Source organism: Spirosoma daeguense, from assembly GCF_054776875.1.
Map to the genome: position 1 here is coordinate 767,136 of NZ_BAAHBF010000004.1, position 12,790 is coordinate 779,925.

The window sequence follows — 12,790 nt, forward strand, 5'->3', positions numbered from 1 at the left end:
TTAATCTTAACGTATTATGCCAATCAAACGGAACGCTTCCGCCCACTGGGAAGGCTCAGGCAAAGATGGAAAAGGCACGCTATCGACTGCCAGCACCGTACTTAACCAAACACAATATTCGTTCAACACCCGTTTTGCCGACGGAGTTGGTACAAACCCCGAAGAGCTAGTAGCGGCTGCCCATGCGGGTTGTTTCTCCATGAAACTGGCCTTCAACCTGCAAGGAGCTGGTTTCACCGCCGATTCGCTAGACACCAAATGCACTATCACGCTCGACACCGATAGCGGCAGCATCAGCGAATCGCATCTGGTAGTAACGGCCAGCGTGCCCGGTATCGATCAGGCACAATTCCAGTCGCTGGTTGACGATGCGGAAGCCAATTGCCCGATCTCCAAGCTTTTCAATACCAAAATTACGGTGGAAGCAAGCTTAACGTAGCACCTCAATCTTTCCTGCCAACGCATAGAATTTTCGGCAGATTGATACGTTCTAGTAGTAGTAAAAAGCCGGGTAATACCGGCTTTTTCGTTTTAAATTAACAACGGATGCAAGCGTCAACATTCACTACGTTTCTCTCGAAAATACTACGTTGCCAGTTATGGCTGAGTTTGTGTCTTATGGTTTTTGCTACGTCTATTTCCTCGGGGCAATCGGGCTTTTCGAAATCGCTGGCATTTCCGGGTGCTGAAGGATTTGGACGGTATACCACCGGAGGGCGTGGCGGTAAGGTTATCATTGTCAAAAATCTGGACGACAGCGGTCCGGGTAGCTTTCGGGAAGCCATCGAAACACGTAGCCCACGTATTATTGTCTTTGCTGTGTCGGGGACAATTGCGCTCAAATCGAAAATACAGATTCGGCAGGGCAACCTCACTATTGCAGGTCAGTCGGCACCGGGTGATGGCATTTGTCTAAAAAATTACAACCTGTCTATCGAAGCCAATAACGTCATTATCCGATACATGCGTTTTCGGTTGGGCGATGAAGCCAAGCAACAGGACGACGCTATTACGGGACTTCGGCAGAAGAAAATCATCATCGACCATTGCTCTATGAGCTGGGCCACCGACGAGTGCGCTTCGTTTTATGACAACGAAAATTTCACGATGCAGTGGTGCATTATTGCCGAAAGCCTAAACAAGTCAGTTCATGAGAAAGGTGCTCACGGTTACGGTGGTATCTGGGGCGGTTTAGGCGCTACGTTTCACCACAATTTGATTGCGCACCAACACAGTAGAACACCCCGTTTCTGCGGTTCCCGCTACCACAAACAACCCAAACGCGAACTGGTCGATTTTCGAAATAATGTCATTTACAACTGGGAAATCAACAGTGCTTACGGCGGAGAACAGGGCAATCATAATCTGGTCAATAATTATTACAAACCCGGCCCTGCCACGCCTGAAACACTACGTAGCCGAATCATAAACCCGATGAAACCCTACGGCAAATTTTACGTAGCAGGCAACGTAGTAACTGGTGATGAGTCGGTTAGCGCGAACAACGTAGCAGGTGGCATTCAGTGCGAAGATCCCGATTCGGCAAAAGTCGATACACCTTTTCTAGTCGAAGATATTAGCGAACAAACAGCGCAACGGGCGTACGAACAGGTACTGACAAAGGTAGGAGCCAGCCTTCGTCGCGACGCCGTTGACACACGTATTATCAGCGATGTAAAGCAGGGAATCGCTACGTTCGGTCGGGGAAAGAAAGGCATCATCGATTCGCAATCAGACGTAGGTAATTGGCCCACACTGAAACAGGAATCGCCCCAAAAAGATACTGACGCCGACGGCATACCCGATACGTGGGAAACCGAAAAAGGACTGAATCTCAGCGACCCCGACGATGCCAGCCAGTTCACCCTCGACGAACAATACACAAATATTGAGTTGTATCTGAATAGTTTGATACGTTAGCTTTTTTAACTACCCAAAAGGTTGTGACACAGAGACGCACAGAGAAAAAAGAGATACGCAGAGAAAAAAACCTCAGTGAATCTCTTTACTCTGTGCATCTCTGTGTCACAACTCTTTTAAAAGTACTACGTGTCGCTTCCAATGACCTTGAAGGGTAGAAGCGTTGGGGCTACGTCTTATTCCTCCCGAGTCCTAAACCAACCTTATTCCTACCTTGATGAACCGCTTATTTACCGTTGCTGCCCTGCTGGTGGCAAGCGTGTGGACAACGCTATCCTTCGGCCAGCAGATTTCGAAAGAAGAACTTATTTTCTTGACGCCCGACTGGAAAGGTGAACGCTTCCCGGATGGGCGACCAAAAGTTTCGGACGCGATTCTGAAACGGATGAAACTCGTTACGCAGGAAGAAGCCTGGTCGGTATTGAAAGGCGAAAAATACCGGTATCAGTTTGCAGGTGGTTGGCAAACAATAAACCCAGATAGTGTATTGGTGGGTCGGGCCTTGACCGCTACGTTCATGCCCGGTCGTCCTGATGTTCACCGGGTTACGGATGATAAAGGCCATACCAAAGACGGCCGGGTGAAATCGCAGAACGCGTGGCCCATTGATATGCTCGTAAAAGGTGATGTATACGTAGTAGACCAGTTTGGTATGCACGAAGATGGCCCAACGATTGGCGACAATCTGGGAAATTCCATCTATGCCAAAACCGGAAATGGTATCGTCTACGAAGGAGCCGTTCGGGACGTAGCGGGGCTAAAGGAAATCGGTGGTTTTACGTCTTATTTCCGCAGTTATCACCCCTCTCACCATAACCCCGAAGGTGATCTCAACACTACGTTGGTCGGTATCAATCGCCCGACACGTATCGGAAAAGTGATGGTGATGCCCGGCGATATTGTGCTGGGTCGCGATGGCGGTGTTTGCTTTATTCCGCCCCATCTGGCCGAAAAAGTGGTCAAAACCTCCGAAATTATTCGTTTGCGCGATATGTTCGGCCATCAGCGTTTGCGAGAGCAGAAATACACACCCGGTCAGATCGACACCCGTTGGTCGGACGAGATTGAAAAAGATTTCTCGCAGTGGCTCAATTCTCATCTCGATAAATTACCCGTTCCAAAAGAGCAGATTCAGGAATACCTCAAAACACGAACGTGGTAACGTCACAGAGATGCACTAAGACGCATGGAGATACACAGAGAAAAATAAAACCTCTGTGTATCTCTTTTATCCTTCGAGAAACTCTGTGTCATAGCTTTTCGCAATTCCCCTAAACCTCTTATCATGAATACAATTACATCCCGGCGCTCTTTTCTGACCAAGAGTGCTCTGGCCAGCGTGTTCAGTGCCAATGCGTTATCAAGTTTTGGAGCCGGGCTGGAAACCGCCGTCGAACGCACTCCCCTATCGTCGGCCCCATCCGACCTGAAAATCACCGATATCAAATGCGGCTACACCCGTAACGGTCACAGCCTGTTTGTGAAAGTCCACACCAATCAGGGCATCTGGGGTTGTGGAGAAGCCGTCGATGCATCGGTTGGTACGTATCATCTGGTCAAGCTGATGGGCCAACGTATCAAAGGAAAAAGTCCGCTCAATGTGAATCGGCTGTTCGAAGATGTTCGGCGGTCGGGTTTTTTCGAAGGTGCGCAGGCAGGTATGTATATCTCGGTTCTGTCGGCGGTCGAAACGGCACTCTGGGATTTGGTCGGTAAGGCGCTAGGATTGCCTGTTTATCAATTACTCGGCGGAAAATTCCGGGACAAAATCCGGGTTTACTGCGATACCGGCGCTTACCGCGAATCAGATACCAGCGCAGATGCGTTTGGGAAAAGCGCGAAAAAAGCGGTCGATATGGGGTTTACGGCGGTAAAATACGACATTGATGAACGGAACGACCCGAACAAATACGACTCGTATAACTGGACAGCCAGCCAGGGCGAACTGGAACGGATGTATAACCAGATTGCGGGTGTTCGAAAAGCCGTTGGCCCGAAGATTGACATTTGCGTGGACATGCACGGTCGATACGACGTAACAACTGGTCGGCGGGTGGCGAAGATGATGGAACCGCTGAATCTGCTATTTCTGGAAGAACCCATTCCGGCCGAAAACCCCGAAGCCTACAAACAGATCCGGGAAGCCTCGAATACGCCCATCTGCGCCGGTGAAAACCACTACCTCGCTCACGGCTTTCGGAAACTCCTCGAAATCGGTGCCGTCGATATTATCATGCCCGATTTGCAGAAAGCGGGTGGTTTAGGTGAAGCGCAACGTATCGCCAATCTGGCTAATCTGTACTACGTACCGTTTGCTCCGCACATGGTGGCGTCGTATCTGGGGGCTATGGCGTCGAGTCATGTTTGTGCGTCGGTGCCAAATTTCCTGATTCTGGAATGGCAGATTTATTTTCACGAAGAGCCAATGTTTAAGGAAATCGTTACGTTCGATGGGCCGATGGTTGAAAAAGGGTTTATTCCGTTGTCGAATAAACCCGGTATTGGGGTGGAAATCAACGAGGAAGGTATGCGAAAATACGCGCCCAAAGACGTACCATTTTTTGTTTAGAAACACCCCGTTCATTCAATTCATCAGATCGCAGAAAGCCTGTTAAAGAGTAGCAAAACAGGCTTTCTATGCTTTAACGTAGTGAGCCAATAACTCGTACTTTAATCGCCCCCTCCTATAGTGACAACCAAGCCAACTTCCTCAGCCGTTACGTCCAGTGACCTAACGGGTGCTGTTTCAGGACCGAAAACAAATTATCGCTGGATAATTGCTACGTTGCTTTTTGTGGCAACGACCATCAACTACCTCGACCGGCAGGTAATCGGTCTGCTGAAACCGATTCTGGAGCAGGAGTTCGGCTGGAGTGAACTGGACTACGGCAACATTGTGGCCGTTTTCACTTTTTTCTATGGCGGCACTACGTTACTAGCCGGTTACCTGATCGACCGTATCGGCACCAAAATGGGCTACATCTGGGCCATTTTGATATGGAGTATTGCCGCAATGGGCCACGCGCTGGCTGGCGGAACCTTCGGTTTCATGGCAGCACGGGCACTATTGGGTATCGGTGAGGCTGGCAACTTTCCAGCTTCTATAAAAACCGTTGCGGAGTGGTTTCCGCAGAAAGAGCGGGCACTGGCCGTTGGCTTTTTCAATTCAGGGGCCAACATCGGGGCTGTGGTGGCACCTGCCCTTGTTCCTCCGCTGGCGCTGCTGGCCGGTTGGCAAATGACGTTTATTCTGACCGGGGCACTAGGTTTTCTGTGGATTGTGGCCTGGTGGTTCTATTATGATATACCGACCCGCCACAAAGGCGTTAATGAAGCCGAGTTAGCACACATTACCGAAGCAACCACCATTACCGATGCGGCTCCTGTTGAACTACCCATCGACGATACGGCCAAAGGGTACTCTATTTTTTCGAACAAAGCCATCTGGGGATTTATGGGCGGCAAATTCATGACCGATCCCATCTGGTGGTTTTTCCTCTTCTGGCTTCCTACGTATCTGTCGAAAATCTATAACCTCGACCTGAAGAAACTGGGCGCTCCTCTCATTGTGATTTATCTGGCTGCAACCATTGGTAGCGTAGGTGGTGGCTGGCTCTCGTCCAAACTAATTCAGCGTGGCTGGCACCCCACACGTGCCCGGCAGTGGGCTATGGCGCTATTCGCTATCTGTGTTACTCCGGTAATGCTTATCAGTCAGATGAGCAGTTTGTGGCCCGTAATCGGAATCCTTTCGCTGGCGGTGGCCGCTCACCAAGCCTGGTCAGCTAATATTTTCACCGTTGCTGCCGACCAGTTTCCGAAAAGTGTACTCAGCCGCGTTGTTGGATTGGGGACGATGTCGGGAACGATTAGCGGTTTCTTTTTCCCGCTTCTGGTTGGACAGATACTGACTCATTACACGAATCTGGGCAACCTATCGCAGGGATACTACCTTATTTTTTACGTTGCCGGTTTCGCCTATCTCATTGCCTGGAGCATTCTCTACTTCTTCATTTTCAGCCGCGTGAAGAAATAAATGAATAATGCAGAATGGATAATGCATAATGAGTGCTAAGAAAACAGCTATTCATTTGACATTACCCATTCTGCATTATCCATTCTACATTATTCATTTTTCATTAATATGTTACAAACCATGCGTTGGTTCGGGCCGAACGACCCGGTTTCGCTGATGGACATTCGGCAGGCAGGTTGCTCGGGCGTTGTTACGGCCCTGCACCAGATTCCGGTCGGCGATGTTTGGAGCATCGACGAAATTAATCAACGAATACAACTGGTCGAAGCTGACAACCACCGGTATTCCTCTTTACATTGGGCGGTTGTCGAAAGCTTGCTGGTACATGAAGACATTAAAAAAGCGCGTCCGAACCGGGCTCGTTACATCGAGAATTATAAACAATCGCTTCGAAATCTGGCCGCTTGTGGCATCCGTACTATTTGTTACAATTTCATGCCCGTTCTCGACTGGTCGCGCACGAACCTGAGCTATGAAATGCCCGATGGTTCGCGAGCACTCCGGTTTGTGTGGGAAGATTTCGTGCTTTTCGACCTGTTCATTCTGAAACGCCCCAACGCCGAAGCCGATTATCCATCCGAACTTATCGACGCAGCCCATCAAAAACTTGGGCAACTATCGGCAGAACAAATTGCCCAACTTCAAAACACGGTTCTGCTTGGTTTGCCGGGTTCGGAAGAAGCGTTTTCGCTTGATACGTTTCAGGGTTTATTGAACGAATACGCCACTATCGGCGATCAGGAACTTCGGAACAATCTGTACGCATTTATTCAGGAAGTGGCTCCGGTAGCGCAGGAAGTTGGCGTCAATCTGTGCATCCATCCCGACGACCCTCCATACCCGCTGCTGGGACTTCCCCGTGTCGTAAGCACCGAATCCGATCTTGCCCAATTGATGGACGCCAGCAACGTAACAGCCAATGGTATTACGTTCTGCACCGGCTCACTAGGTATCCGCGCCGACAATGATCTGCCCGGTATGATCAAGCGATTTGGCGAACGTATTCACTTCATTCACTTGCGCACTACCAAACGCGAAACGGACAACGTAATAGCCGGTCGTCATAACTTTCATGAGGCCGACCATCTTGAGGGCGATGTCGATATGTACGCGGTGATAAAAGCCATTGTGCTGGAGCAGAAACGACGCGCCAGCGCTGGCATTGGTGTTACGTCGATTCCGATGCGACCCGACCACGGCCACCAGATGCTCGACGATTTACACAAGAAGACGTATCCGGGCTATTCGGCCATCGGTCGTTTACGCGGTTTGGCCGAACTACGTGGGCTTGAACTCGGCATACTACGTTCGCTGGATTAATTCTTGACGTATCTGCTTCGCGATGAACGTACTTCCATTTCGGAACGTAGCGTTATTCATAAGCCTTTGAAAACCCCTAAATCCCTTGAAGGGGACTTTTTCTAAGTACGAAAGAAGTCCCCTTCAGGGGATTTTGAGACAGTTCCATAAAACGATCTAATTAGTTTATAGCCATACATTTCATGAAACCGACTTCCGAATATCAGACACCCAAAGACCGCGCCTATGTCGACATGCTACTAAAGTCGGCACCCAAAGAATCGGCGGCTTTCATGAACCTTAAGCATACAGCCGAACGTAAAGATGGTGTCATTCCAATCAAATATCGGGAACTGATGTCGGTGGCCGTAGCGCTCACAACCCAATGTTCGTATTGCATTGAATCACATATTCAGAATGCCGTTCAGGCGGGCGCAACGCGCGAAGAAATTGCCGAAACTGTTTTCATTGCCGCAGCAATCCGGGCCGGTGGCGCGGTTGGAAATGGCTTGATGGCAATGCGCCTTTTCGATGATGCTACGTCCGAAAAATAATTGAATCATTTATATCTGACTATTTCTCAACCAGTCAGATTTCAAGTATAGCCACTGTAGCAAATGGCTTTTATAGGTATGTCGCCTATATCTTATTACCAACCTATGAAACGAACGATTGTCTGGCTGGCCCTCTTTCTGGTTTTTGCCGGACGTAGCAATGCCGACGATGGCTATCGGTTATGGCTCAAATACGACCAAATTCGAGATGCGGCCAAACGGAATACGTATGCCCAATCAGCGCAGTTTATTACGTTTTCGGGAAACAGCCCAATTCTGCAAACGGCTGCGAACGAATTGCAGATGGGGTTGCAGGGACTACTTGGCAAAAGCGTTCCGATCATTCAGAATGGCGGGAATCGTACGGGCGGCATTGTGCTCACAATCAGCAATGCACCCGGCGCTAATGCCAGCCAACTCAACGACGAAGGATATCGAATCTCTCAACAGGGAAACATTCAGATTTCGGCGAAAACTGACAAAGGTGTTCTTTACGGTGCTTTTGCGCTACTACGTCATATCCAAACGGGCCAGTCTATTCAGCGTATTTCGCTCACCAGCAATCCGAAAGTCCGGTATCGGATGCTCAACCACTGGGATAACGCCAACGGCACCATCGAACGTGGCTACGCAGGTGAATCGCTTTGGAAATGGTATGAGCTACCGGCTACTGTCTCTACGCGCTATCGCGATTATGCACGCGCCAATGCATCGCTCGGTATCAATGGCACCGTAGTAAACAACGTTAACGCCACGGCCCGCTTTCTGACGCCCGAATACATCGAAAAAGTGGCCGCGCTGGCCAATGTGTTCCGCCAATACGGCATCCGGCTTTATTTGTCCATTTACTTCCCGGCCCCTAAAACCATCGGTGGCTTAAAAACAGCCGACCCGCTCGACCCCGACGTAAAGAAATGGTGGGCCTATAAGACCAAAGAGATTTACAAATCCATTCCCGATTTTGGCGGATTTCTGGTAAAAGCGAACTCAGAAGGTGAACCCGGTCCGCAGGATTATGGCCGTACACATGCCGATGGAGCCAATATGCTGGCCGAAGCCCTGGCTCCTTACGATGGCGTAGTGATGTGGAGGGCATTTGTCTACAAAGCAGATCCGAAGGCCGACCGTTTCAAAGCTGCTCATGAAGAATTTGCTGGGCTGGATGGAAAATTTGATAAGAAAGTCATCATTCAGGTCAAGAACGGGCCAATTGATTTTCAACCACGTGAGCCATTTTCGCCCCTGTTCGGTAATATGCCCAAAACTCCGCTATCGGTAGAATTTCAGATCACGCAGGAGTATCTGGGTTTCGCTACGCACACGGTTTTTGAAGCACCTTTATTTAAGGAATGTCTGGACAGCGATACGTATGTAAACGGCAAAGGTTCGACCGTTGCAAAGGTGGTCGATGGCAGTTTGCACGGCTACAACGTAACGGCAATGTCGGGTGTAGCGAATACGGGTTCTGACCGAAACTGGACCGGGAATCCGCTAGCGCAGGCCAACTGGTATGCCTTCGGTCGGCTCGCCTGGGATCACACTCTTTCTTCCGAAGCTATAGCCCGCGAATGGATAAACATGACATTAACCACCGAGCCTAAAGCGGTGCAGACTATTACCAATCTGCTGTTAAAATCGCGGGATATTTATGTGCAGTATAATACGCCGATGGGCTTATCTCGTCCGTGGACAGGCGTACACTTTGCTCCCGAACCCTGGCAAAACCGAAGCTCCCGCCCCGACTGGACAGCGATTTATTATCATCGCGCCGATTCGGTAGGATTAGGTTTCGACCGGACGGCAACAGGCAGCAACGCGCTGGCACAGTATCGTCCTGAAGTACAGCAACAATGGAATAACGCCGAAACCTGTCCTCTGCCCTATTTACTCTGGTTTCACCACGTAGCGTGGACGAAAAAATTGAACACCGGACGTTCGCTTTGGGACGAACTTTGTGTTCAGTTTTACACCGGAGCCGATTCAGTACGTTGGATGCAGCAGCAATGGGCACAGGTAAAACCCAATATCGATCCTGAACTTTTTGCCGACGTAGCAGGGCGTTTGTCAACCCAACATAAGGAAGCAATCTGGTGGCGCGATGCCTGGGTACTTTACCTGCAAGAATATGCGCGTCAGCCGATTCCGGCACCGTTCAAAAAACCCGAGCGAACGCTCGATGACGTTAAAAATCTCGTGAATATTTACCAAATGCGATAATGGAACAACCAACCGTGAATTCAATCCAACAAAATTTAACCGTATTTTCTCTCGAAGGCAAACTAGCCCTGATTACTGGTGGCGGCAGTGGCATCGGTTTCGATATTGCCCGTTGCATTGTACAGGCCGGTGGGCGGGTGGTGATTACCGGTCGGCGGGAGCAGCCGCTCCAGGAAGCCGTTGCTACGTTGGGCGAACAGGCATCTTATCAGGTCAACGACGTAACCGCACGGGAATCGCTGGACGAGCTTGTCGAACGTATCGAAACCACACAAGGCCCAATCGACATTCTGGTCAATAATGCGGGTATCAATATGAAAAAACCCGCTCTCGACGTAACAGACGAAGATTTCGACCGGATTGTGCATACCAATCTTAACTCGGTATTTAGCCTGACACGTGCCTGTGCCAAACGCATGATGGAGCGTAAAAGCGGGTCTATCATCATGATTTCTTCGATGGCGGCCTATTACGGCCTTGATCGCGTAATTGCGTATGCGGCTTCGAAATCGGCGGTCGAAGGAATGGTGAAAGTGCTGGCGTCTGAGTTTTCGGGTAATGGCGTTCGGGTGAATGCAATAGCGCCGGGGTTCATTGAAACGGCAATGAGTAAAACGGCAATGGGTGGCGACCCTGATCGCTTTGCACGTGCCATGCGCCGGACACCGATGGGCGCTTTCGGAAAACCATCCGACATTGGCTGGGCCGCCGTTTTCTTAGCCTCCGAAGCCGCCCGCTACGTAACAGGTGTATCCTTACCTGTCGATGGCGGCAACTCAATTGGGTTTTAGAAAACGTTGCTATTTAAGCTTGAGATTCCGCTCTATGGTTGGAATGACGATACGTAGTTTATCACTACGTATCGTTTGACTTAGTTTAGCGCAAATTTTATGAAGCAGACGCTACGTATATTTCTATTTGCTGGCCTTGGGCTTGTTCAGATATCCTTGAGTTATGCCCAGACGCCCACTAAAAAAGCGTTGTTCGTTATTGTCGATGGTATTCCGGCGGATGTGATCGAGAAAGTACCAACGCCGAATCTGGATGCCATTGCGAAAGTGGGGGGATTTGCGCGTGCTTATGTAGGTGGAAAGAAAAGCTCCTATTCACAAACGCCAACTATCTCGGCAGTAGGTTATAATAGTCTGCTTACAGGTACGTGGGTCAACAAACACAATGTCTGGGATAATACCATAAAAGCGCCTAATTATCATTACTGGACCATTTTTCGCTTCTTCGAAGAACAATATCCAGCGAAAAAAACTGCCGTTTTCTCAACCTGGCTCGATAACCGAACCAAGCTCATTGGCGAAGGATTACCGCAAACCAACCAGCTCAAGCTTGATTATTCGTTCGACGGTTTTGAGCTGGATACGGTAAACTATCCGCACGACAAAGAAGCCAATTACATTCATAAAATCGACGAAAAAGTCGGGAATGAAGCTGACCGATATATTCGGGAACAAAGCCCGGATTTGTCGTGGGTGTATCTGGAATATACCGACGATATGGGCCATAAATACGGTGACAGCGAGCAGTTTTACAAGGCCGTGCAAATCATGGATGAGCAGATGGGGCGTCTGTGGCAGGCGATTCAGTATCGGCAAAAAATGTTCAACGAAGACTGGCAACTATTCATCACCACCGATCACGGCCGCACCGCCGATACGGGCAAAAATCACGGTGGTCAGTCAGACCGGGAACGCTTGACATGGATTGTGACCAATGCAAGCAGCCTGAATGCTCAGTTTAAACAGCATACGCCCACCATTGTTGATATTATGCCGACACTGGCGCGTCATCTAAGTATCAAAATTCCGCAGAAACAGGCTTTCGAACTTGACGGTATTCCACTAACAGGCAACGTATCGATTACCGAACCTGCCGTAAAAAAGCAACGTAGCAAAATTACGGTAACGTGGAAAGCAGGAAAACCCGAAGGCAACGTAACGATCTGGCTTTCACCGACGAATTCGTTTGAAGAAGGAAAACCCGATACGTATACCCAAATCACTAAAGCACCGGTAAAAAATCAGGCCGCTACGTTCGACGTATCGGCCTGGCCATCCAAATTTTACAAAATTGTACTCGAAGCACCTTACAACACTGTTAATCAATGGGTTGTAGAGTAATCCACTACGTTACTTAACCCGTGTCCAGGTTTTAGTTTTTCCGAACATGGTAACGCCCATCACATAGCCGCGCATATCCAGTTCGTTTGGATTTTTAAGGCTTAATTCGCAACCATACGTTTTTCCGTCTTCGGGGTTATAGACTTCGCCATCGCCCCATACATTATTTCCTTTATACTTTAGATTCGACACCAGCACCATCTGCATCAGTGGCCGACTTCGTAAGTTCTGGTCCGGGTTTTCACTGTCGACTTTTAGCTTTTTTGTAGCCGGGTCGGTGGGTTCGAGCATCCAGACCAGTTTCCCGAAATACTTGTCGCCCTGTTTATAAATCTGAACCTGATTTCTCTTTTTGGAACTGAGCCATCGGCCCAATACAGCATCGGGATCGTCGTTTTTCGGCGCCAGCGCAGGCAATGTCATGCACAGAACAAGCAATAAAGCGCCAAGTCGAAATGAATTCATACGGCAGTTGAGTCAATCGTTTGATTATATAACGAATTACAGGGCGATTTGTCGATTTCCTCTGAAAATCTCTTAACGATTGCAGGCATTAGACAGCCATCAGGCCCGTTCGTTTAACCGAATTCAAAGCTTGCATAAACAAATAATTACGTCAGTACTAAAAGCAA

At 49.2% G+C, this 12,790-nt stretch carries 11 protein-coding genes; 10 read left to right on the top strand and 1 reads right to left on the bottom strand.

Annotated features, from left to right (window positions below; all coding sequences use genetic code 11):
* Positions 1 to 16 precede the first annotated feature (16 nt).
* From ACYVD4_RS15920 to ACYVD4_RS15965, 10 genes are all read left to right on the top strand, one after another.
* Entirely contained in the window at positions 17 to 439 is a 423-nt protein-coding gene (locus tag ACYVD4_RS15920; RefSeq protein WP_460947348.1) for an OsmC family protein, read from the top strand.
* A 107-nt stretch (positions 440 to 546) separates the two neighbouring features.
* On the top strand, positions 547 to 1,920 hold the full coding sequence (locus ACYVD4_RS15925; protein WP_460947350.1) for a pectate lyase family protein: 1,374 nt from the start codon (positions 547 to 549) through the stop codon (positions 1,918 to 1,920).
* 217 nt (positions 1,921 to 2,137) lie between these two features.
* On the top strand, positions 2,138 to 3,082 hold the full coding sequence (locus ACYVD4_RS15930) for an RraA family protein (protein WP_460947352.1): 945 nt from the start codon (positions 2,138 to 2,140) through the stop codon (positions 3,080 to 3,082).
* Between the two features lie 123 nt (positions 3,083 to 3,205).
* Entirely contained in the window at positions 3,206 to 4,489 is a 1,284-nt protein-coding gene (locus ACYVD4_RS15935; RefSeq protein WP_460947354.1) for a mandelate racemase/muconate lactonizing enzyme family protein, read from the top strand.
* A gap of 120 nt (positions 4,490 to 4,609) precedes the next feature.
* Positions 4,610 to 5,956: an MFS transporter gene (locus ACYVD4_RS15940; protein ID WP_460947356.1), complete on the top strand. Its 1,347-nt coding sequence runs from the start codon at positions 4,610 to 4,612 to the stop codon at positions 5,954 to 5,956.
* A 120-nt stretch (positions 5,957 to 6,076) separates the two neighbouring features.
* Positions 6,077 to 7,276 carry a mannonate dehydratase gene (gene uxuA, locus ACYVD4_RS15945; protein WP_460947358.1) on the top strand — a complete coding sequence of 400 codons (1,200 nt, stop codon included), beginning with the start codon at positions 6,077 to 6,079 and terminating at the stop codon, positions 7,274 to 7,276.
* Between the two features lie 182 nt (positions 7,277 to 7,458).
* Positions 7,459 to 7,809, top strand: a complete 351-nt coding sequence (locus ACYVD4_RS15950; protein ID WP_460947360.1) for a carboxymuconolactone decarboxylase family protein — start codon at positions 7,459 to 7,461, stop codon at positions 7,807 to 7,809.
* A 105-nt stretch (positions 7,810 to 7,914) separates the two neighbouring features.
* On the top strand, positions 7,915 to 10,026 hold the full coding sequence (locus ACYVD4_RS15955) for an alpha-glucuronidase family glycosyl hydrolase (protein WP_460947362.1): 2,112 nt from the start codon (positions 7,915 to 7,917) through the stop codon (positions 10,024 to 10,026).
* Positions 10,026 to 10,817, top strand: a complete 792-nt coding sequence (locus ACYVD4_RS15960; RefSeq protein WP_460947364.1) for an SDR family NAD(P)-dependent oxidoreductase — start codon at positions 10,026 to 10,028, stop codon at positions 10,815 to 10,817. The genes ACYVD4_RS15955 and ACYVD4_RS15960 overlap by 1 nt, the downstream gene beginning before the upstream one ends.
* A gap of 99 nt (positions 10,818 to 10,916) precedes the next feature.
* The gene (locus ACYVD4_RS15965) at positions 10,917 to 12,158 is read left to right on the top strand and encodes an alkaline phosphatase family protein (RefSeq protein ID WP_460947366.1); all 1,242 of its coding nucleotides are present in this window, start codon (positions 10,917 to 10,919) and stop codon (positions 12,156 to 12,158) included.
* Positions 12,159 to 12,167: 9 nt separating this feature from the next.
* Here the strand turns inward: ACYVD4_RS15965 and ACYVD4_RS15970 are convergent, their stop codons facing one another.
* The gene (locus ACYVD4_RS15970; RefSeq protein ID WP_460947368.1) at positions 12,168 to 12,623 is read right to left on the bottom strand and encodes a DUF2147 domain-containing protein; all 456 of its coding nucleotides are present in this window, start codon (positions 12,621 to 12,623) and stop codon (positions 12,168 to 12,170) included.
* Positions 12,624 to 12,790 lie beyond the last annotated feature (167 nt).

Bases quoted from the DNA above. Each gene is read 5' to 3' on its own strand.
- ACYVD4_RS15965 (WP_460947366.1), top strand. From the start codon at position 10,917: ATGAAGCAGACGCTACGTATATTTCTATTTGCTGGCCTTGGGCTTGTT.
- ACYVD4_RS15925 (WP_460947350.1), top strand. From the start codon at position 547: ATGCAAGCGTCAACATTCACTACGTTTCTCTCGAAAATACTACGTTGC.
- ACYVD4_RS15930 (WP_460947352.1), top strand. From the start codon at position 2,138: ATGAACCGCTTATTTACCGTTGCTGCCCTGCTGGTGGCAAGCGTGTGG.
- ACYVD4_RS15970 (WP_460947368.1), bottom strand. From the start codon at position 12,623: ATGAATTCATTTCGACTTGGCGCTTTATTGCTTGTTCTGTGCATGACA.
- ACYVD4_RS15920 (WP_460947348.1), top strand. From the start codon at position 17: ATGCCAATCAAACGGAACGCTTCCGCCCACTGGGAAGGCTCAGGCAAA.
- ACYVD4_RS15935 (WP_460947354.1), top strand. From the start codon at position 3,206: ATGAATACAATTACATCCCGGCGCTCTTTTCTGACCAAGAGTGCTCTG.
- ACYVD4_RS15960 (WP_460947364.1), top strand. From the start codon at position 10,026: ATGGAACAACCAACCGTGAATTCAATCCAACAAAATTTAACCGTATTT.
- ACYVD4_RS15955 (WP_460947362.1), top strand. From the start codon at position 7,915: ATGAAACGAACGATTGTCTGGCTGGCCCTCTTTCTGGTTTTTGCCGGA.
- ACYVD4_RS15950 (WP_460947360.1), top strand. From the start codon at position 7,459: ATGAAACCGACTTCCGAATATCAGACACCCAAAGACCGCGCCTATGTC.
- uxuA (WP_460947358.1), top strand. From the start codon at position 6,077: ATGCGTTGGTTCGGGCCGAACGACCCGGTTTCGCTGATGGACATTCGG.